Genomic DNA, 20791 nt, shown 5'->3' with positions numbered 1-20791 from the left:
CATTCTATATAAACTCTACTTCCACGCATGCCCGTAGATTACCTCAAAGGTTACTGGCAGCGTTCCGCTGATACGCAATTTTTCATAGGCGCTTACGGCCTTATACCACGACAGTTTCCCGCGTCGTCTGCCATGTGTGACGTTATGAGCCCCGATGGCCTTGAGGTCACGCATGAGTTTGATTGCGTTGTCATATTGTGAGGTAATATATTCTTTCTCTATGACGGGGGAAGAAAAACCGCTATCCAGTAGCCCCTCCCTGATATCGCGAACAGCGGCAAAGTTATTGACATGGCTATAATCATCCGCGCCACGAAACGCATGACGCAATTCCTTCAAGGTATCAGGACCGAAAGTGCTGAATATGAACAAGCCATCGACCTGCATCAGACGGTATATTTCCGCGAACGTCTGCCTGATATCATTGCACCATTGCAGCATCAGGCTCGAGCATACCAGTCCGGCACAACCGCGATCAAAAGGCATCTCCTCCACATCTGCCACTACGTATGCAATCTGACTCCCGCTTTGACTCCAAGGGACTATCGATGATCGCGATATGCAACAGCTCACCAGCTGCGACTCGACATGCATTGCTATAGCAATGTCAACCGCCAATATTTTCGCGGTGGGATAACGTAAACACAATTTACGTGTGCCATACCCGGTTCCGCTACCTACATCGAAAACAACCTCAGGGATACAAGGGATATTATCCAGGCGAGCCAACATCTGGTCGCATACATCACGCTGCAAAACCGCCGCAGCGTCATAGCTCGGTGCAGCACGTCCAAATGCGTTTCGTAGCTGACGCTTATCGATTATATGGCTGTCATTCATTTAGGTAATACTGCGGGGATGAGTCAAATTGCATGCAGACCCAGCTTGTTGAGCAGGATACTGTCTCGCTCGACCTCTGGATTTCCCGTCGTAAGTAATTTATCCCCATAGAAAATCGAATTGGCTCCAGCCATAAAACACAGTGCTTGCACCGCATCCGGCATTTCACGTCGCCCTGCGGATAATCGTACCATGGCCTTGGGCATTGTAATGCGGGCTACTGCGATCGTTCGAACGAATTCCAGGGGATCCATGATCTCGGTGCCGTGAAGGGGTGTGCCTTCTACCTGCACCAGATGGTTGATGGGCACCGATTCCGGATAAGGATCAAGATTTGCCAGTTGTGCGATCAGACCTGCCCGCACATGGCGTGATTCTCCCATGCCGACGATACCGCCGCAGCATACATTGATGCCTGCATCACGGACTTTCTGCAGGGTATCGAGCCGATCCTGATAGTTGCGAGTGGTGATGATTTCCCCGTAGAATTCCGGAGCAGTGTCCAGGTTGTGATTGTAGTAGTCGAGCCCCGCTTCCTTAAGCTGTTCAGCCTGTCCAGGTTTCAGCATTCCCAGCGTAGCGCAGGTTTCGAGTCCCAAGGCTTTTACCGTACTCACCATTTCCGTCATCTTCTCGATGTCGCGTTGCTTGGGTCCACGCCAGGCAGCTCCCATACAGAAACGCGAAGCTCCCTGGGCCTTCGCCGCTACAGCTGCCTCCACCACTTCCTCTAGTGACAGCATGCTCTGATTCTCTACTCCGGAATGGTAACGTGCGGCCTGGGGGCAGTAGCCACAATCCTCAGGGCAACCACCGGTCTTGACCGAGACAAGCGTCGATAGCTGCACTGCATTGGGATCGTGATGCTGGCGATGAACCAATTGCGCCCGATGAATCAGTTCGTTGAATGGCAAGTCCAGTACTTCCTTGACTTGCGAAACACTCCAGCGTCCTGGTTCGGCAACCATTCCTGGTATGTCGTCTGCTTGCCTCTCCAACAACTCCTTGGACACTTTTCTGTTGATCGTTATATTGGAAATAAGCTGGTTCATTAGCACGTCCCTTAATCAATATATGATGGCGAATACTTCCGAGCGGCGGCTGAACAATCGGCATTTCGCAGCACAACCTGCTCACCTCGCCGAGCTCTCATCTCAATCCTCCTTGATCACCAGGAGAATCTGTCTGGCGGAAACGCGTCCGCCCTCCTTGCACAGCACTCGCCGCACAGTACCGCTAACTGGAGCGGCCAACGTAAATTCCATCTTCATCGATTCCAACACCGCAACGGGGCTGCCCGCGCTGACGCGTTGCCCCTCCCCGACGTGAAGCTTCCATACCGTGCCGGTTACGTGTGTACGCACAGGCTGGGTTCCCGCCGGAAGGTCCATTTCATCCGGAACAGCATCGTCTTCCAGAATTTCACTAGTACTGTAATTTTCCTGGCCTTGTGCCTTCCATCGCTCGCGTTCAGCTATATAAGCCGCCTTCTGCTTCGTCTTGAACGCATCAATGGAGGCAGCGTTCTCTTTCAAGAAATCATTATATTGCTTCAGTCGAAAGGTGCTTTCCTCAATACGCAGGTTGAACTTTCCTTTCGGAAAGTCCTCGCGCAATTCCATCAACTCGCTCTCGGTCACCGGATAGAAGCGCACCTGATCGAAGAACCGAAGCAGCCACGGCTTGCCCTCCTTGAAGTCTTTTGTCTGAACATGGCTATTCCATATCTGCACCGTCCGTCCCACCAACTGATAACCTCCAGGACTTTCCATGCCATATATGCACATGTAGGCACCGCCAATTCCCACCGCATTCTCCGGCGTCCAGGTGCGCGCGGGATTGTACTTGGTGGTGACCAGGCGATGCCGCGGATCCAACGGCGCGCCCAAGGGGGCGCCAAGATATACGTCCCCCAAACCCATGATCAGGTAACTCGCATCAAAGATGATCCGTTTGACTTCTTCGATACTGTCCAAGCCATTGATACGGCGAATGAACTCGATATTGTCGGGATTCCACGGCGCATCTTTTCGTACCGATTGCATGTACTTCTTCATCGCCAATTGCACCGACGAGTCATTCCATGATAAAGGCATATGTACGATACGTGTGGGTACCTCCATGTCCTCAATCGCCGGCAGATCGTTCTCTGCAGAAACAAGGATATCCAGGAGCTTATCTCGTGGCAGGAGTTTCGATTCGAAATGGATATGAAGCGAACGGATACCGGGTGTCAAATCCACGATCCCTTGCAGCCGCCCCTCCTCCGCAGCCTTCTGGAGCCATCCCATCAGTGCATGAACGCGAAAGCGCAGGTTGAAGTCGAGCACCAGCGGCCCATATTCGACCAGCAGATTTTTGTCACCCCCCTGTCGATACAGCACCCGCGGTTGCTGCCCGCTTTCGGGAATGGCATGAAGGACGGAAGTGTCCTCTTTTCTTGCCGCCGGGATGGTGGGTGCGGACGGGGTGCGCAGGTTCCGGATGAGGGCGTCCTGTGCGGTCTCGAGCACCTGAGCATCGGTCACCGATATCTGGCGAAAGGAGATGCTGTCGCCCGGACGCAGCTGCCCCATCTTCCATAATTCGGCATGAGCCATGGTTGCCAGGCAAACGAAGCCACCCAGGCTGGGGCCATCCGGACCAAGAATCACAGGAAGATCGCCGGTAAAATCGATGGCTCCGATGGAATAGGCCACGTCGTGGACATTGGACGGATGCAAGCCCGCTTCTCCCCCATCGGTTCGTGCCCATTTGGGCTTGGGCCCAATGAGACGCACCCCTGTCCGGTCGGAGTTATGATGCACCTTCCATTCGGCAGCGAAGAAATTGCTGACATCCGTCTCTGTAAAGAAGTCCGGAGCCCCATGGGGACCGTAGAGTACGCCGATCTCCCAGTGATTGACATAGCTGGGAATGGATGCTGCGGGGATTTCGCGCGGAGTATGACTGCTCGCTGGAACGATGCCAAGCACGTCTCCTGTTTGCAGCGTACGTCCTTCATAGCCACCGAATTTGCCCAGCATGAAAGTAGCCTTGCTACCAAGATAGTCGGGCACCTGTATGCCTCCCTGTACTGCCAGATAGGCACGACAACCCCGATCCAGGACATCGCCGAAGGTAAGCAACGCCCCAGCTTCAACTTTTTGCGATTTCCACCGTGACAGCGGCTTGCCGTTCAGGTTCACCTCGATTGGCGCGCCCGTAACCGCGATTACACTGTCGCAGTTGATGCGCAATGCGGGTCCTGCGAACGTGATTTCCATCGCAGCCTGCCCTTCCTCGTTGCCGACCAACCGGTTGGCTAAGCGGAATGCCAGGCTGTCCATCGGTCCGGAAGGCGGCACGCCGATATTCCAATAGCCCAGCCGTCCAGGATAATCCTGTATCGTGGTCTGCACACCGGGGGGATCAAGCACGTCGATAGTGGAAGTGACAGGTTTATCCGCATACTGGGTTTTTTCAGACATTTTTATCTCCATATTCATTGGTAGCGTATTGCGCACGGTCGAGGCAGCAGGGCTGTCATAGAGTTATCCCCGATTCCGCTGTGTTGATGCTTTTTCGCAAAAGGGATCGCATGCCTATCCCGCAAGGCTCAGTCCCACACGAGCAGGCGGATGGGGTAGGGTTATAGGATTGCAGGGATTATTCAGTTGCGGACAGTTCGAAATCAGTACCACAACGTCCATTTCGGCCTTCATTTCCACGTACTTGCCGGGAGCCGAAACACTGTCTGCGAAATCCAGCTCGCCACTCTCCATTACAGGCACGTTCATAACAAAGTTGATATTGCTGGAATATCACGCTTGCTCATCCCGAGATGCGTGCATACCGGATCATGCGCGAGCGCACGCAGAAAACTGTGCGGTAGCTGTGCATCGGATACTTCTCAAGGGCATAATGCGTGGTGTTGCTTTCAGCCGAACAGGCGCCGCCGACGGTATCATGACGTCCGCAGGTATCGGGGCGATAGTGAGCATGACATTGCCGAAGTTGGAATACAGCTGACTTCCGGCGGTCAAATACAACATATTCTGGCGGCGAATCATGTCGGTTGCGCTATAGCTTTCCGCGGCGACGCCGCTGCCTATGCAGTACGCTTCATCCGCTTCGATCACATGCCGCAATAGCGCATCTGCCTCGGTATAGACTGCAACGCTCTTCACCCCCATGCGCCGCAAGTTGCGGATAATCCGACAGGCAATGGCGCCGTGGTTGGCTATCAATACTTTTTCAAACATGATTTATTCTCGGTTGAGTGAAAAACAGCCGGGATAGAAACTGGACTATGTAAAGCTCATCTCACTGGAATCGTCCCAGACCAGCAATCGAATGGGCGTGGGATTGTAGGCGTTGCATGGATTGTTCAGTTGCGGGCAGTTCGAAATCAGTACCACCACGTCCATTTCGGCCTTCATTTCCACGTATTTGCCAGGCGCGGAGACGCCATCCACGAATTCCAGGCCCCCCTCTTCCGTCACCGGCACGTTCATGAAGAAATTGATATTGCTGGGAATATCGCGCTTGCTGATGCCGAGCTGCTGGCACTCCGGCTCGTGCGCCAGCGCGTGCAGAAAGTTATCGCGGCAACTGTGCATGGGGAATTTTTCCAGCGCATACCGCACGGTATTGCTCTCCGCCGCGCATGCCCCTCCCAGGGTGTCATGCCGTCCGCATGTATCCGCAACGATGGTAAGCATTACGTTGCCATAATTCGAGTACAGCTTGCTGCCGGTAGTCAGATAGACCTTCTTCTGCCGGCGTACGGTATCGGTTGCGCTATAGCGCTCCACCGCGTGTGAGGCGTTGTAAAACAGGGTATCGACGGCCTGATTGCCTTCCAGGTCCACGATCCGGAAAATCTGCCCTTCCCTGACGATCTTGACCCAGGGCTCGCCTGCGGGGCAGATTTCATCCACCACCGCCGCATCCGGATCCAACCTGCTTTCAACAAAATTCTTGCTCTTTGAATTCGCATTCATGCCGCACCTCCATGACAAGCATATAAACATTCGGTGTTTTGCCGGGCACGCTGGTTTTCGGAAATATGCGCGCATTCGGCAATCACCGAAGATGGGGTTGCAAAAGCAGTGAGATTGACTGCACCGGGCTGGTAAGTCGTGGAGGGGTCGAGAGGATGCGGCGCAGCGGATAACACGACAAGCGTGTCCATTTCGAAACTCAAATCCACATGATCTCCCGCTTTGCTGTTGCCGGAATGGAAGGTGAGTTCGCCGGCTGAATTGGCGGTTACCTTGCTGAAGAAATTGATATTGGATACCACGTCCCGCATGCCCAAACCCCATTTGCCAAGCTCGATCAGCATGCCGTCCAGTCCATTGCGGAACATCTGGTTGCGGTGCTCCTGATACCGCGCGGTGCCGTATTTCCGGCGTATCAGTTCGGCGTCGCTCAGGCCGCAAACTGTATCGTGCCAACCCACGCTATCGGCGGTAATACAGCAGAATATCCTTCCCATGTCCGAATGGCAGGCATGTCCCCTAGTCAGGCGGAAGGTGTGCTGGGATTTAAGCGTATCGGCCATGTTGTAGCGCTCCAGTTTTTCTTCCTGATTGAAGAACAATACCGAGGCATTGGCGCCGCCGTTGACATCCGTCATGCGCAGGGTGGTGCCGCGCCGCAGAATGCCAGACCAGTGGCAACCGCCGGGAATATGTTGTTCCCACAAATGGGCATCCGGTTGGTTCATGTCTTTCTCCTCATCACGATAGTTTTTTCAGGTGTACCCAATTCAATTTGTAGATTGAGGCGGTGTTTTCGCATCCCTCTGCTTGCTGGGTGAAGTGGATTTTTTACGCATCTTATTTATCAGGATATATAGCGCTGTAATGCCGAGAATGCTGCCCAGCACCAGCGGTACCGCCCAAAGCTGCCACCACGGCGCGTCGGGAGCCGTGGCATAGGGACGCGGCCAGGCAATATTGACAAGTTCGAATACAGACCAGATAAAAGCGAGCGTGTTGATCAGCAACCCCCAGACGCCAAGCTTCAGCTCACCCAAGGCCGGATTCCAGCGCCCGGTGAGCCGGGTGAATAAACCCACGCCGGTCGTCATGGAAAACATGGCGTAAAGCCCTCCGGTGCCGAAGGCAATCACGGTGGCCACGGCGCCGTCGTTCAGCCCGAACAGCAATCCCAGTCCTGCCAGCGATACAGTACAGATAACGGCGTTGCGTGGCGTCTTGTCAGGCGCCAATTGGCTGAGAACAGCCGGCATATTGCCTTCGCGCGCCATGGAATATACGATGCGTGAGGTATATTTCACCACCGAGGCGCCACAGGCCAGGAATGCGACCATGACGATCGCTAGAAACGGCTTTTCCGCCCACTCGCCAAAACTGCCAGTAATTACAGGCGTAATTGGATCGGAAGTGGCACTCGCAGCAATCAACGCCTCGCGATCGAACGCGAGTGTCAGGGCGGCGGAGTTGAAAAGCACCACCGATCCCACCATGCATAAAGAGAAGAAGACGGCACGCGGCACCATCCGCTTGGGTTCGTGCGTTTCCTCCGCAATGGTGGAGCAGGCATCAAAACCGATGAATGCCCAGCCGGCGATCGCCAGTGCTGCCAAAAACGCGGATGCCTGGTCTGGCGCCGTGCCTGTGCCGAGATGCTGGAACAGTTCTGAAAAAGAATGCTGCCGGAAAAACAGGAACAGCAGCAGCGCCACGCCAAGGGAGCCGACAACTTCCGCATAGACTCCCATTGTGATGACCAGCTTGAAGATATTGACGTGGACCACGTTGATAATGGTGCACAGGAGGAGGAATACCGCGCCCCAGATCACGAATGCAGAGCCCGTTTCGCTCTCGGCTCCAAAAAACAGGGCAAGCCAGACGCCACCCGTATAGGCAGTGGTGGTAAGCATGGCGATAGTGGAACTGACGTAGATGACGCCGGCAAATTGCCCGGTGATCACGCCTCCGAGTTGACGCGACCATTTGTATGCACCGCCCGCAATCGGGAATTGTGAAGACAGTTCGGCGTAAACCGTGGCTACGAGCAACTGCATGACGAGACAAGTGACCAGCGCGCCGAACCATCCCCCTCCTGTCACAGTGGTCTGGACGCTGATGGTGGCGTAAAGCCCTACCACGGGGGAAACAACGGCGAACCCGAGCGTAAAGCTGTTCCATACGCTCATGCTGCGATGAAGCTTGTCGTCGGTGACGGGGGCGGCAGCAGGACGGGAAAATGTATTCGGGGTTTCTTCTATGGACATGATATCCCTTTCGAGACACACGGAATGATTCCACCTGGCTGACCATTTGTCGGCCTCTTCATGCTGCCCGAAGCGATGAGCAGGGAGGCGCACAGCCATGGCGGACTGAGATCGCAGGTGTCGCGGTTATTTGTATCGCGGCTATCGCAGCTATTTATGCGGCGAAAAAATACTACGAGCTTCGTCATTCCAGGGCACAATCCGGAATCCCGTCCGAACCCACAATGGTGTGCTTCGCACACCATTGGATACCGGCTTTCGTCGGTATGACTTATAAACTGCTTGCCACACAGTTCTATCGTAACCGGGCTGGCAACTGAAAAAGCGGGGAAAAGTACAGGAGGGAGATGCACGACCAAGTCTCCTTTTCGGCGGTTAAACTCCGGGAATCAATGTAATAACTACATGATCTCCCGGGCTTTTATCCCTCCGTGGAGCCTCGTCATGACGAAGCCGGAAACTCTCGGACCAGACACTTCGAGAAAAGAAGCCGGAACCCTAGTTTCGCGCTACAACTTTACTGGAAAACAGTTTTACACATCCCCTTCAGAAATACAACAAAAAATTATAAAAATTTTCTTTCGATTTGAGCTGCTGGATTTGAGCTCTCGATATTTTATTTCGATATTTTTTAGCAGCCCTGCTCCCTCCAGAGATCGGGCCTGGCGGGTTTGGCGTTAGGAATGAATTACAAATAGTGTCATTGTGCCTTTCTTCGCGCCACGACAACGCCGTCCCGCGTTGGATTTATGAAAGCGTCAAAATCGGGATCACCAAAAATCAGCCGGTTGTGCTCAAGAATGGCTTCTGTCCATCCGGGAACAATATCGACATAATGTTCCACCGCCACCCGCCCATGCCAGAGCACGTTGTCCGCAACGTACAACCCGCCTGGACGAATCCTTTCTTTTGCCATACGCCAGATTTCCGGATAATCCCCCTTGTCCGCATCGTTGTAGCAGATATCGAATACTCCTTCGATCTGCCCGAATATCTCCTGTGCGATGCCGGTGCGAAAATCGATCCTCTCCAGCAGATCGGCAGACTTGAGATACTGCTCGGCTTTTTCCTTGTTCTGAGGATCGCCATCGGTACAGATCACCTTTCCATTCGCTCCGGCTGCTTTTGCGAACCAGTAAGCTGAATAGCCGTAGCCGCTGCCGAACTCGAAAATACGTTTGGCATCGATCGTTTTCGCCAGTGTCTCCAGAAAAACGCCGACCAGGCGGCCAACGATCGGAAAATTGTTTTTGGCAGCCACCGCTTCCATTTCGGTCAGCACCGGATGATCAGTCTGTCCCACCAGACTGCGAATATACTTTTCGATTGCCGGATTGACCGGGTCTAATTGGGAGGGATTTACAATAGTTGGAGATTGCATGGCCACCGCTCCTCAAAAAAAGAAATTATGTGCTCGTCGTATGCTCATTATTCGACTCTACGCTCAATACGATGAGGGGTCAAAGACGAACTGTACTTGATTCGTTAATCCTGACGAACGGGAATGCCCATAAAAGCAGCATATGAACTCCTGCTGCTCCGGTAATATCATGACATTTGATGATAGAATCAGTGGCATCCTATCCGATCGGCCCGATCAAAACTTCCGACGAGGAACCGGCACTGGAGGTCAGGAAGACAGCAGCAGTAAGTGCTTGGCGGCGTAGCAAAGGGCGATAACAGAACTTGAAACGAGGTTGAAATGAACAGCAGACCGCACATCGTATTGACATCCCAGGACCTGGACAGGCTTGAGACCTTGCTCGAGTCGCTTCCAGCCAATGCGGTTCCTGGCAATGCGGAACTGCAAGCCGAGCTTGAACGCGCCGAAATCGTCGAGCCCGAGCAAATACCGCCCGCGGTGGTAACCATGAACTCCACAGTACGGTTCAGCATCGATTCCTCAGGTCAGGACTTCCGTCTGACGCTGGTCTATCCAAAAGATGTCGATGGGTCCGGCGATAAAATTTCCGTGCTTGCGCCGGTTGGCAGTGCGCTGCTTGGGCTTTCCACCGGCGACGAGATAGAGTGGCCGCGTCCAGGCGGAGGCACAATCAAGGTACGGATAGAGGAAATCATCTACCAGCCGGAGCGCGAGGGGAAGTTTTACAGGTAGGCCCGAGCATCTATCCGGAGTCTATCCATCAGAAGCCGTTGATTCGCTACCGCTCTGCCCCACAGTCTCCCCGACAAGCGCAATAAGCAAAGCGTATTACAGTATCCTGCCCTGAGGATATGCAATTCAAATACGCGGAGCACCTGAACACGCTTTGCTCATCAGTTCAAAATAGACGCTGATTTTGCTATAGTTGCGGGCATTTTTTTATCCGAGGTCCCTGAAATCCCGCTATGCGTCTGCCTGATTGCCTGCCTGCTTCATTCACGCCTGCCAAAAACCCCAACTCCTTTTCAAGCCCTACACAACGTACACCGGGATTATTTGTGAGATTCAGCCTGGCAGGCGTGCTGAGTATGGCGCTCCAGGCTTCTGCGGCAGATCCTGCTCCCGCCGGCAGCATCACGGTAGTCCCGACAACATCGGAGGCATCGCCACCTGCAACGAGCAGTGACGGAAGCAGCCGACGGTTCGACTGGTCGAAGGTACCTCCTGTAACCGCCCCATCCCACCCGGGCATGTTTATCATTGCCCCCTCAGGGCCGAGGTACTACTCCCTTTGGGATCATATAACCGGCAACAAGCGTGAAGGCCCACCCGTTTCCCCCTATGCGCTCTATGCCCTCATGACCACGCCGGCTTTCGATATCGATTTCCGCTATCTCGAAAAGCCCGAACATGAGAAGGATATTTTCGACCCCGTCAAGCGCATCCATCTTGGCGATGACTTCCTTTTGTCATTTGGCGGCAACTTCTGGTACCGGTATATGCGGGAATCCGACGCCCGGCTGACCAATACCAGCGACAACTACCATATGATCCGCAGCCGCTTCCATGCCGACTTCTGGTATCAGGATCGGATCCGGCTGTTCGCGGAGTTTCTGGACGCGCGCACTTTCAGCCAGGCATTGGCGCCGTTAGTCACCGATGTCAACCACACGGATATGCTGAATGTTTTTGCGGACATCAAGATCGCCAACGTCAAGGACGGCCCGGCTTATCTGCGCGTGGGGCGGCAGGAATTGCTTTATGGCTCGCAGCGACTGATTTCCACGCTCGATTGGGTCAACGCCCGCCGCACTTTCCAGGGTGTGAAGGGATTCTGGCGCACGCCCACGTTCGACCTGGATGCATTCTGGGTGCGCCCGATGGTAACGGAAAGAAACAATTTCGATAACTGGGATGAGAAGCGCGAATTCTTCGGCTTGTGGGGAACATACAAGCCCATGAAGGGGCACCTGGCCGATTTCTATTTTCTGAGCCTGGATGACAACCGCAACCTTGCCGCGGGCAGAGCCGGGGTCAGGGGCGATTCGATCACGCATACTCTTGGCAGCCGCGTGGCCGGAGATTACAACCAGTTCCTGTACGAACTGGAAGGCATGTACCAGTTCGGCCAGAATTCCAACCAGGATATCTCGGCCTTTGCCGTTGCCTCCGGCGCTGGCTACCACTTCAAGGGAAAGCCGCTGAACCCGCAATTCTGGCTGCGCTACGACTTTGCCTCGGGCGACAATAATCTGACCGATGGCAGCCGCACCACCTTCAACCAGCTTTTCCCCTTCGGCAATTATTACCTCGGATGGATCGATCGCGTGGGCAGGCAGAACATCCACGACTTCAACGCCCAACTCAATCTGCATCCCCTGACCTGGGCCCATTTCACCGCCCAGTACCACCGCTTCTATCTGGCGAACAAACGCGATTTCCTGTACAACGCCGCAGGCACCGCCACCCTTAGAGACGCAACCGGACAATCCGGCAGCTATGTCGGGGATGAGATCGATTTCCGCTTCAACATACACGTCGACCGGCACGAAGACGTGCTGATAGGATATTCGAAACTATTTGCCGGCGATTTCCTGAAAGCGCAGGCGCCACGCGTCTCGCCTGATCTGTTCTACGTTCAGTACAACTTCAGGTTCTAAAACGTGAACGGCTGACAGCGGTAATGCCGCCTATCCCAAAAGCATCAAACAACGCCGCCGGGCCGGGCAAGGAATTCATTCAGCCCTTCCGGCAGAATGACAAATTTCTGGTGAAACTCGATATTGCAGGCAGGCGGCCATTTTTTTCCTGGAGCACAGCCCAATAGCGTCCCCCACCCCTGGTTTTTTTATTCCCCTTATAAGAGGCTATTACGCGGTCAGCACTGACCCATGTAGACAATATTTTTACCGCACATGGGAGATGAATGGCGGGATCGTACAGATGTTTTGCCTTCTTGATGCCACAGCTATAGCCCGGCTGGTTTGCGCTTTCTTTTGATATTTGCAGCAGCCCTCGATTCACACCCCCCCTTCTGCTGAATACGTCTTTGGAGGGCCCTCTGGCAGCCGCTTCAGGATTAAAGGTACTTTCGAATTCCGCCATGGACGAAAGCAGACCCACCCAGAACTGAATCCTTTTTTTGCGTGGCAAATGCTTATAGGCTGGGCAAAATTTGCCGATATCCTTGGGTACCACAGAGGGCAGAGACGAGGTGGCAACAGCAATTTCCGTAATCCGCGTCCACGAGCCATCAAGGTTCTTTTTTGACCACGCCGCATAATCGTGAGCCTGAGCGGCCAAGGATGCGACCGGTGCCAGCATGAAGATCAATAACAGGACAACACACACTTTGACATCCTCCCCTCCCTAAAGGAAAGAGATTCCCACTTCACAGAACCTTGCCTATTCACATTTACATGCAGACAGGACTTACAGTTTCTCCATGGGCTGACACCGCCAGTCCGGCGGCCAAAACGTTACGCGCCGCGTTGATGTCGCGGTCGTGGATAGTCCCGCATTCCGGGCATGTCCATTCGCGTACTTTCAAAGGCATTGCCTTGACGGTATGTCCGCAGTCCGCACATCGCTTGCTGCTTGGATACCAGCGGTCAATACCAATCAGTTCCCGGCCATGCCAACTGGCCTTGTACTCAAGTTGCCGCACGAACTCAGACCAGCTTGCATCGCTGATCGACTTCGATAGACAGCGGTTCTTTTGCATGTTGCTGACAGCGAGACTTTCAATGGCGATCACTTGGTTTTCGTTTATCAGCCGTGTCGAAAGTTTGTGCAGGAAATCCCTGCGCGAATCTGCAATCCTGGCGTGCAACCGGACTACTTTCAACCTTGCCTTGCGCCGGTTTGCGGAGCCTTTCTGCTTCTTTGCCAGCCTGCGTTGCAGTCTGGCGAGCCTGGCTTCGTTCTTGCGGAACGTGTTGGGAGAAGCAACCTTTTTGCCTGTTGAAAGGATTGCGAAGTGAGTCAGTCCCAGATCAATACCAACCTTGCCGGCTGCTTTGGACTTTGCTCCGACCTCATCAGTGCAGAGCATGGACACAAAGAAGCGGTTCGCGATGTCCTTGCTGACCGTGACAGTTGTCACGGTAGCAGCCTTCGGGATGGTGCGCGAAAAACGGATATTCAGCGGGGCATCCATCTTCGCAATGCGAAGCTTCTTTCCGTCCCACTTGAACGCGCTGGTCGTGTATTCAGCCGACTGATTGCCGTCCTTACACTTGAACGCAGGATACCTGGCACGGCGAGCAAGGAAGTTGCTGAAAGCCGTTTGCAGATGGCGAAGGGATTGCTGAACCGGAACGCTGGAAACCTCATTCAGCCACACGTGCTCCGGTGTTTTCTTGAGCGCCGTGAGCATCGCGGAAGTGTCAGCGTATCCGACTCTTTCCTGACGCTGAAACCATGCATCAGTTCTCTGGCGCAGCATGTAGTTGTAGGCAAAACGAGCGCACCCGAACGTCCTGGAAAGATTTTCTTCTTGCTCGGACGTTGGGTAAAAGCGGAATTTGTATGCACGCTTGACTTCCATTTACAGAATATATCATTTAAGAATATCAATGGAGGCAGGATGCAAACTGCAAAATCGCCTCCTTATCTCCCCGGCCTGAAGGCCGGGGTTTCATGGAGACTTTGATGAGTATCCTTCTTGACCATAGATAATGCGTTTATATAAACCATTATAGGCTCTATCCAGCCAGAGCTCAGTTTCCTTCAAACTCGCACAGCGCAAACACCTTGAGCCCCTGATCTTCCAGCCGGGCCCTGCCCCCGATATCCGGCAGATCGATGACAAAGCCACACTCCACCACCTCGCCGCCCATCTCCTGTATCAACCCAGCGGCGGCCTCCGCCGTCCCACCGGTAGCGATCAGATCATCCACCAGCAGCACCCGGTCGCCCTTCTGAATCGCATCCACATGAATCTCGATGCGGTCGCTGCCGTATTCCAGCTGATAATCGCGCCCGCGCGTTTCGGCAGGCAGCTTTCCCTTCTTGCGCACTGGCACAAAACCCACGCCAAGCTCGTAGGCAACCGGCGCGCCAATAATGAAGCCGCGTGATTCAATCCCCGCCACTTTATCGATTTTCATGCTCTTGTAGCGACTGGCGATCTCCTGAACCGTCGCGCGCAACCCCACCGGGTCTTTCAACAGCGTAGTGATATCCCGAAACATGATACCTTCATGGGGATAATGCGCGATGGTGCGGATGCGGGATTTGATCTGCATGCTACTTCCTGTTTCTGGTTTTTCTGGGATCAAAGGATTCGAGGCCCCTCCGTACGGATGAGCCGCTTTCGGCTATACTACCGCAAAGTTGCCGGGGATGGCGTTCTGGTGTATCCTTTGCGCCCTTTGCCGGGTTCCTTTCCTGGAACCCTCAACAGGAGAGATGGCCGAGTGGTTTAAGGTACACGCCTGGAAAGCGTGCGTACGGGTCAAACCGTACCGAGGGTTCGAATCCCTCTCTCTCCGCCAGTTCCGTATAAAACCGGGAACGCCGATTCCCGCCGACTTCCCTCCTTTCGCAGCCACCAGCGTCCGCAACATGGCCGCGGGGAATGACTTTCCCGAGGTTACTCTCGGTGATTATCAAGCAACCCTGGTGTTCGACGATGCAGCGCCTGTAGTCTCACTCTGCCGACTGGTCAGGCAGTACGAAGCCCATCTCTTTCAGGAAACGAGAAGGCTGTTTTGCCCACCCGCGATAAGAGTCAGCATAGGACAGGCAAAGCCATTCCCGCGCGCGTGTGATGGCCACAAAGCAGTTGCGCCTTTCTTCTTCCATCTCCGGGCTGTTCTCCCCCGCTTTCAGGCTCTGAAAGCTCGGAAGAATATCCTCTGCAAGGCCAACGACGTATACATGGTCGAATTCTTTCCCCTTGGCGCCGTGAATGGTCATGAGTGTGACAGTATGGCTCCCGACCGGGGCCTCCTTCGAGCGGATAGCGAGTTCCTGAAGGAACTGCTCCAATGGGGCATCACGACCGATGGACTTGCCGATGCTTCTCGCCAGAGCGGACCAGGCTGCCCGATCTTCGGCGATATCGCTGGATTCGTCATCCTGAGCGGGGATTTTGGCGAGCACGGCGTCGACAAAGGGCCTGAATCGTGTAGGTTCCTTTCCAAACTTTGCTGCAAGGTCGACTAAGGTGACAGCATCCGGATTCTCGGTTAGCGAATCTCTCACCGCTACGGCCCATTCATCGAGCAAGGAACGTTCGGTGAGTTCGGTAGTCGTGATGATCAGATCGACCCGCGTATCGGTGCCAAACCAGCGATTAAACGCGCCGGTTAGAATTTCTAGAGCACGGCGATCAAGGGGCCGAAGGGCTTGGCGCAGGACTGCTGCCAGCCACAGAAATTGAGGCGACCTAAAATCATCGCGGCGTTGGGCAATCACCGCAGTGACTTGTTTCTGTGTTAGCGTTGCCTGCAACTTTTCAAGCATGTAACGCGTACGCGCAAGAACGGCCACCTCACCCCAGCAGCTACGGTCGATCTTAGAAATCCCATCGGCGATCGACGCCGCTTCTACCTCGTCGGTGGAGTAGCGCAGAACACGGATGTGCTGCTCGTTTGGATAGCGAAGCGATGTCTTGCCTGCCTCAAGCGGCCGCTTGGCGGTGGTTCGCTGAAGGTTATGGACTACAAGATGATTGGCAGCCGCAACGATCGCAGGTGGACACCGGTAGTTCGTAGGAAGCTGTAATTCCTGCGGCGAAAAATCGGCTCGAAACCGCTGAATCTGCTGATAGCTTGCGCCATTCCACTGATAGATGATCTGATCGTCGTCGGCGACGGCAAAGACATTTTTGAAATCGTCGGCCGCCAGCGCACGGATCAACCGATACTGCCCGTCTGTTGTGTCTTGGAATTCATCGAACATCCAGTAGGCGTAAGTTTTGCGATAGCGTGCGGCGATACCGGGGAAGCTCGTAACAAGCCGATGGGCTTGGGCGATGAGCGAACCAAAATCCAGAGCGTTGGCCTGCGTTAGGGCGGCCTCATAAGCGGTATAGACTTGCTCGACGCGCGCTCCATCGGACGGGTCGCGGAAATACCGCGCTGATCCCGCTGGCTGCACCAGCTGCGACTTGAGTTTGTCTATGGTCGAGAGGAGCCGGACATCGTCCGCACCCAAACCAGCGTGTTTGATCGCACCTCGCAGAATCTCCTGACGATCGACGTCGAGGGAATAGATCGCGAAATCGGGATTGATCCCGATATGTGAACCATGCTGTTGCAGCATCTGCATGCAGAAGGAATGAAACGTTCCGATCAGTGCGCGCCGTTCCTGTTCCGGTACGAGAGCGGTAACCCGACCTGACATCTCGTCGGCGGCCTTGTTGGTGAATGTCAGGGCGAGGACACGAAACGAGCGGTCCGGGGTATCGGCAAGCAACTTGGCGACACGCCTGGTCAGCACGCGCGTCTTGCCGGAGCCGGGACCTGCCAGAACAAACATTGGTCCATCGCGCCAGTCGACGGCGATGGCCTGTGCTTCGGTCAGTTCGGACAGCGCTACGCTGAGGGCAGATTCCATCATGTCAGGCCTCTCAGAGACAGGATTGCATTGCGGAACGGTTCCGGCATGCGCTGGGCCAATGCCGGATTTTCAGCGCATTGCTTAGCCAGTACGGCAGCATAGCCGCTTTTGTCTTTCTTGAGCGTTGTAATCAAATCGGCATCATTGAGATTTGCCGCAGCCGCGTTGCCGAGTGAAACAAGGATTGCCTTCAGCTCCGCTTGCAGTCCGTCTGTGACGAGTTGCTGCTCTAGATAACCCGCCGGCAGCGAGAAGGCGCGTCTAGCCATTTCCTGTGGGGAGAAGCTTCGACCCGCGATTTTGGCGAGGTATCCTTGCCCAGCAGGGTCTCCGTCCACGATGATCAGCCATGGATAGCGCAACGCGCGAGCAAGGACGGCAAAGATTTCGGGGTTACCGCAATTCTGGAAGTCGATGACGGCCACACCATGCTCGTCAAGGTCATAGCCCAGACCTTTAGCTATGCCGTGGACCAGGTGATAGTCCGACTGCCCTTCGACCAAGAGCCACCTGTGGGCGAAAAAGATCTCGCCGCGGATACGCCGGGCGAAGGTCTCGAGCTGATTGAGTTCTGCGTCGGAGATAAATTCCTTGGACGCATCGGAGACCTGACGCAGCGCCGCGTGAAGGGCGACAGTGTCTGGCCGCCCGTTGTAGGCGATTATGAGCTGTTGGTATTGATACTGCGGCAACGTGCCGGAAAGCACCAGCTCATTGAGACCGCGATCATAGGTAATCAGGCCCCCCGACGCGTTAATGATCGCGTCGATTACTGGAATATAAGGAATGGACGCTCGATACTGGCGTGGCAGCGAGCTTACTGTTGTACCGTTCGCCTCGACCCGGACCACGCGAATGTTACGAAACGGAACGTGCTGGAGGAAGTATGGCGAATGGGTCGTGACGATCTTTTGGCCAGGAAGCTCACTGATATGACGCCAGAGGCTTCGCGCTGCCTGGGGGTGGAGATGGGTTTCAGGCTCCTCCAGTGCGAGAACGGCCGAGCTTTCGGGCCTGTATAAGTCGCTGAGGATCAGCTCGACGAAGGCCTTGAACAGGAACATTACCGAGAGGCTTTGGACGCCTTGTCCATGCTTTGCCAACGGCAACCAAGGTTTGCCGCCCTCGGTCTGATAGATGACCTCGGCTTTGGAGAGGATATCCCATGTATTCAGCGGCAGAAGGCGCAAATCGGCTTGGCCGGGGACATCGGTAGCAGCGACACGGCTGATGTGCGAAAGGCCAGTCGCGAGGTTAGCGAGAAGCGGATCGGCATCGAGAAGCCGCCGGTTCAGCAAATCGAAAATGCGCTTCGATTTTTGCTCGAGGTTCTCAGGAATCTGTACAGTCCGGAGCAGCTTGCCCCAGAACTGGCTTCGCGATGAAAACTCATCCGCGACGTCGCGAAGCGCCTCCAGATAGAAGACGGGAAGAAACTGAAAAAATTCCTGAAGGTTGACTGCGCGGGCGCCGCGGCCGGCTAGCGGATTTCGGTCGACGTTCAGAAACTCCCACCGCGGAACGAAACTTTCTTCGGCTGCGTCCCATGAGCAGCTCACACGCATGATGATGGAGGCCCGGCCGGAAACGGGGTCTAGCTGGATTATATCTTCCAGTTCACCATGGAGATCCTCGGGCCACTCGTTGGCGACCTCCTCCTGAAGTTCGACTTCAATGACGACGGGATCGCCGAGCTTGGGATCTGATCTGCCATCGCATAAATGAACGTCATATTCAGTAAATCCAGTTCCTCGCTGCCCCCACCTTCTGGTTAGCGCGATACGGATAGCCTCCAATATAGCCGATTTACCAGCATTATTTGTTCCGATGAGAACAGTGACGGGGCCAAATTCAATGTCTGCCTGCTGAATAGAACGGAAGTTAGATATTCTTAATCGTTTTATTTGCACTGCTGAATAACCCCTCCCGCTTCTTTGTTCATAATATCGCGAGTCACGATGCTTGCAGATTGAATCCCACGTATGCGGCATGCGCGGGGGCAAAGGCGTCGTAGGCTGATCCTCTTCTGGCTAGCCCACCCATATGCCCGAAAGCGCAAGCCCCCTTGTGGCTCTAGCTGCAAGGGACATGGAGGCTATGGAGTAGACGTAGTTCTCCGTTTCGTCGTTCTCGGCCCACTTGAATTTGCTTACTTGAAAGTCTCCCTAGCACCCTGAAGGTAGCAGCGTTTCAGCGGTTCTAAGTCCTGCATTTCTATGGTATTGAAACCCGTCTGGAAAAGCCAATCTCAGCACCGCGCGACGATTGCACAATCACCCGGAATTCCAGAATTTGTGGGACAGTATGTTACCGATTAAACGTATATTTTGGATATAGAAATTCTGGTAAAAGTCATTGCCAAATATATTTGGCAATGATATGGTCAAAAGAGAAGGAAATGGTGCAGGCCACAGAACTAAAAACAGTCATCATCTATCAGGATGATAAAGGTAAAGAGCCTTTTACAGAGTGGCTCAATGGCTTGCGTGACCAAAAAGGCCGTCGCCTTATTTTGAGGCGCATCCGCAGGCTGGAACAAGGGCTATATGGCGATTGCTGCCCTGTCGGCGAAGGTGTGTTGGAGCTTCGGATATTTTTCGGCCCCGGCTATCGAGTATATTTTGGTGAGGAGGCTGGTCGCATGGTTATCCTATTATATGGCGGCGACAAAGATAGCCAAGACAGAGATATACAAGCCGCGAAAGAATACTGGAAGGAGTACAAGGATCATGGCTAAGCGAACATACCGGCAATTCAGAGAGGTTGAAGAAGAATATTTTCGTAATCACCTGGAAGAAATCGATGCTTACCTCGACGAGATTTTCGATGAGTATGCGGAAGATCATAACTCGGCTTCCTTGCTGGCATCATTGCGCGTTATCGCAAAGGTAAAAGGCATAAGCCATATCGCTGAAAAGACAGGGCTGACGCGACAAGGAATTCAAAACGCTTTGTCTAGCAAAGGCAACCCGCGGTTCGATAATGTCAATTCAATTATGAATGCGCTTGGCTATCGCCTTGTGCCGGAAAAACTCGATAGCAATAATCAGCGCATGTAAATCTGGACTGATGAGCTTCTTGCAAAAGTCCCTATTACCCCACGTTTATCGGCACAAGCGTCATGGTATCGTTGCCGAAGATGTCGATCACCTTGACGGCTACGATGTAGCGCCCGGCTCTATCGTAGGTATGCTCAGCAGTTATCAGTTCCAGGGTACGATTCTGGCGTGTGCGAAAACTCTGCCATTCATTCTCGAAGATGTATCCTCCAGTCCAGCGTTCCTCGAAAGCAGGCAAGGTTAATTCCCCTGTGGCGGTTCAAAGCCGGGTACCTTTGACATCCTCGCCGCCTGAAGGACGACGATTCTTACGGCGCTCAGGCTGCGATAGCCTGAGTCGCTTCGGTGGGTTCCTGCTTCATCGAGCGGCCTGACTGCACCGGCTCTCCACAGGCTAAAACGCAATGCCCTCGCGCTAAAATATTGATCGCGCCGACCAGATCGGCGTTTTCTTCAAAGCCGCACTCGATACACTCGAATTTCGCTTGCATCTGGCGATTGCCTTTCGATACATGGCCGCAGCATGGGCAAGTCTGGCTGGTGTATTGCGGTGGAACGGCAACGACAAAGCCGCCATTCCATACCGCCTTGTATTCCAGTTGCCGAGCTTCCAGCGTCCGCGCTATCCATCTCCCCCCATGAATGGAGGAGCTTTCCGCGCTACCTGTAAGATTTTACAGCTACTCCTGA

General features: G+C 54.1%; 18 protein-coding genes, 1 tRNA gene, 3 pseudogenes and 1 riboswitch. Of the genes and pseudogenes, 5 read left to right on the top strand and 17 right to left on the bottom strand.

Going from position 1 to position 20791, the window contains the following annotated elements:
- Nucleotides 1-15: 15 nt before the first annotated feature.
- The 10 genes and pseudogenes from bioC to ACZ5BW_RS04845 all read right to left on the bottom strand — a co-directional run bounded on the left by bioC (nucleotide 16) and on the right by ACZ5BW_RS04845 (nucleotide 9470).
- Nucleotides 16-840 (bottom strand): malonyl-ACP O-methyltransferase BioC, encoded by an 825-nt coding sequence (bioC, locus tag ACZ5BW_RS04890; protein WP_464543074.1) that lies wholly within the window; start codon nucleotides 838-840, stop codon nucleotides 16-18.
- Between the two features lie 23 nt (nucleotides 841-863).
- Entirely contained in the window at nucleotides 864-1808 is a 945-nt protein-coding gene (gene bioB / locus ACZ5BW_RS04885) for a biotin synthase BioB (protein ID WP_464543652.1), read from the bottom strand.
- A 186-nt stretch (nucleotides 1809-1994) separates the two neighbouring features.
- A pseudogene (locus tag ACZ5BW_RS04880) lies at nucleotides 1995-4268 on the bottom strand (5-oxoprolinase/urea amidolyase family protein); the annotation flags it as partial.
- 156 nt (nucleotides 4269-4424) lie between these two features.
- Entirely contained in the window at nucleotides 4425-4619 is a 195-nt protein-coding gene (locus ACZ5BW_RS04875; protein WP_464574191.1) for a DUF1989 domain-containing protein, read from the bottom strand.
- Between the two features lie 34 nt (nucleotides 4620-4653).
- Nucleotides 4654-4761, bottom strand: a pseudogene (locus ACZ5BW_RS04870) (hypothetical protein); the annotation flags it as partial.
- A 125-nt stretch (nucleotides 4762-4886) separates the two neighbouring features.
- A pseudogene (locus ACZ5BW_RS04865) lies at nucleotides 4887-5084 on the bottom strand (biotin carboxylase N-terminal domain-containing protein); the annotation flags it as partial.
- Between the two features lie 45 nt (nucleotides 5085-5129).
- A complete protein-coding gene (locus ACZ5BW_RS04860) occupies nucleotides 5130-5825 on the bottom strand; it encodes an urea amidolyase associated protein UAAP2 (protein ID WP_464543072.1) in 696 nt (231 codons plus the stop codon).
- A complete protein-coding gene (locus ACZ5BW_RS04855) occupies nucleotides 5822-6553 on the bottom strand; it encodes an urea amidolyase associated protein UAAP1 (RefSeq protein ID WP_464543070.1) in 732 nt (243 codons plus the stop codon). The genes ACZ5BW_RS04860 and ACZ5BW_RS04855 overlap by 4 nt, the downstream gene beginning before the upstream one ends.
- Before the next feature lie 42 nt (nucleotides 6554-6595).
- Nucleotides 6596-8089 (bottom strand): APC family permease, encoded by a 1494-nt coding sequence (locus ACZ5BW_RS04850; RefSeq protein ID WP_464543651.1) that lies wholly within the window; start codon nucleotides 8087-8089, stop codon nucleotides 6596-6598.
- A 408-nt stretch (nucleotides 8090-8497) separates the two neighbouring features.
- Nucleotides 8498-8602: riboswitch (guanidine-I (ykkC/yxkD leader) on the bottom strand.
- Between the two features lie 187 nt (nucleotides 8603-8789).
- Complete coding sequence (locus ACZ5BW_RS04845) at nucleotides 8790-9470, bottom strand: O-methyltransferase (protein WP_464543067.1); 681 nt, start codon at nucleotides 9468-9470, stop codon at nucleotides 8790-8792.
- Nucleotides 9471-9791: 321 nt separating this feature from the next.
- Here ACZ5BW_RS04845 and rnk point away from each other — a divergent pair, with 321 nt between their 5' ends.
- Together rnk and ACZ5BW_RS04835 are read left to right on the top strand one after the other, a co-directional pair.
- Nucleotides 9792-10205, top strand: a complete 414-nt coding sequence (gene rnk / locus ACZ5BW_RS04840) for a nucleoside diphosphate kinase regulator (RefSeq protein ID WP_464543063.1) — start codon at nucleotides 9792-9794, stop codon at nucleotides 10203-10205.
- Nucleotides 10206-10531: 326 nt separating this feature from the next.
- Complete coding sequence (locus tag ACZ5BW_RS04835; protein WP_464574190.1) at nucleotides 10532-12133, top strand: alginate export family protein; 1602 nt, start codon at nucleotides 10532-10534, stop codon at nucleotides 12131-12133.
- A gap of 79 nt (nucleotides 12134-12212) precedes the next feature.
- On the opposite strand, the gene ACZ5BW_RS04830 is transcribed toward ACZ5BW_RS04835, so the two are convergent.
- From ACZ5BW_RS04830 to ACZ5BW_RS04820, 3 genes are all read right to left on the bottom strand, one after another.
- Nucleotides 12213-12824: a transglycosylase SLT domain-containing protein gene (locus ACZ5BW_RS04830; RefSeq protein WP_464543056.1), complete on the bottom strand. Its 612-nt coding sequence runs from the start codon at nucleotides 12822-12824 to the stop codon at nucleotides 12213-12215.
- 64 nt (nucleotides 12825-12888) lie between these two features.
- Nucleotides 12889-14022, bottom strand: a complete 1134-nt coding sequence (locus ACZ5BW_RS04825; protein WP_464543054.1) for an RNA-guided endonuclease InsQ/TnpB family protein — start codon at nucleotides 14020-14022, stop codon at nucleotides 12889-12891.
- A 172-nt stretch (nucleotides 14023-14194) separates the two neighbouring features.
- Nucleotides 14195-14722: an adenine phosphoribosyltransferase gene (locus ACZ5BW_RS04820; protein WP_464543049.1), complete on the bottom strand. Its 528-nt coding sequence runs from the start codon at nucleotides 14720-14722 to the stop codon at nucleotides 14195-14197.
- Between the two features lie 157 nt (nucleotides 14723-14879).
- Here ACZ5BW_RS04820 and ACZ5BW_RS04815 point away from each other — a divergent pair.
- Nucleotides 14880-14971, top strand: a tRNA-Ser gene (locus tag ACZ5BW_RS04815).
- 154 nt (nucleotides 14972-15125) lie between these two features.
- On the opposite strand, the gene ACZ5BW_RS04810 is transcribed toward ACZ5BW_RS04815, so the two are convergent.
- Both ACZ5BW_RS04810 and ACZ5BW_RS04805 read right to left on the bottom strand, forming a co-directional pair.
- Nucleotides 15126-17042, bottom strand: coding sequence for an ATP-dependent helicase (locus tag ACZ5BW_RS04810; protein ID WP_464543047.1), 1917 nt, complete (start codon nucleotides 17040-17042; stop codon nucleotides 15126-15128).
- Complete coding sequence (locus tag ACZ5BW_RS04805; RefSeq protein ID WP_464543045.1) at nucleotides 17039-18952, bottom strand: ATP-dependent nuclease; 1914 nt, start codon at nucleotides 18950-18952, stop codon at nucleotides 17039-17041. The genes ACZ5BW_RS04810 and ACZ5BW_RS04805 overlap by 4 nt, the downstream gene beginning before the upstream one ends.
- 488 nt (nucleotides 18953-19440) lie before the next feature.
- Here ACZ5BW_RS04805 and ACZ5BW_RS04800 point away from each other — a divergent pair, with 488 nt between their 5' ends.
- Both ACZ5BW_RS04800 and ACZ5BW_RS04795 read left to right on the top strand, forming a co-directional pair.
- Nucleotides 19441-19779, top strand: a complete 339-nt coding sequence (locus ACZ5BW_RS04800; protein WP_464543043.1) for a type II toxin-antitoxin system RelE/ParE family toxin — start codon at nucleotides 19441-19443, stop codon at nucleotides 19777-19779.
- Complete coding sequence (locus ACZ5BW_RS04795; RefSeq protein ID WP_464543040.1) at nucleotides 19772-20101, top strand: addiction module antidote protein; 330 nt, start codon at nucleotides 19772-19774, stop codon at nucleotides 20099-20101. The genes ACZ5BW_RS04800 and ACZ5BW_RS04795 overlap by 8 nt, the downstream gene beginning before the upstream one ends.
- 34 nt (nucleotides 20102-20135) lie before the next feature.
- On the opposite strand, the gene ACZ5BW_RS04790 is transcribed toward ACZ5BW_RS04795, so the two are convergent.
- Both ACZ5BW_RS04790 and ACZ5BW_RS04785 read right to left on the bottom strand, forming a co-directional pair.
- On the bottom strand, nucleotides 20136-20339 hold the full coding sequence (locus tag ACZ5BW_RS04790; protein WP_464543038.1) for a hypothetical protein: 204 nt from the start codon (nucleotides 20337-20339) through the stop codon (nucleotides 20136-20138).
- A 79-nt stretch (nucleotides 20340-20418) separates the two neighbouring features.
- The gene (locus ACZ5BW_RS04785; protein ID WP_464543650.1) at nucleotides 20419-20700 is read right to left on the bottom strand and encodes a zinc ribbon domain-containing protein; all 282 of its coding nucleotides are present in this window, start codon (nucleotides 20698-20700) and stop codon (nucleotides 20419-20421) included.
- Between the last annotated feature and the right edge of the window lie 91 nt (nucleotides 20701-20791).

Source organism: Nitrosospira sp. TNL300, assembly GCF_055385915.1.
This window is presented reverse-complemented; position numbering and strand designations above follow the sequence as displayed.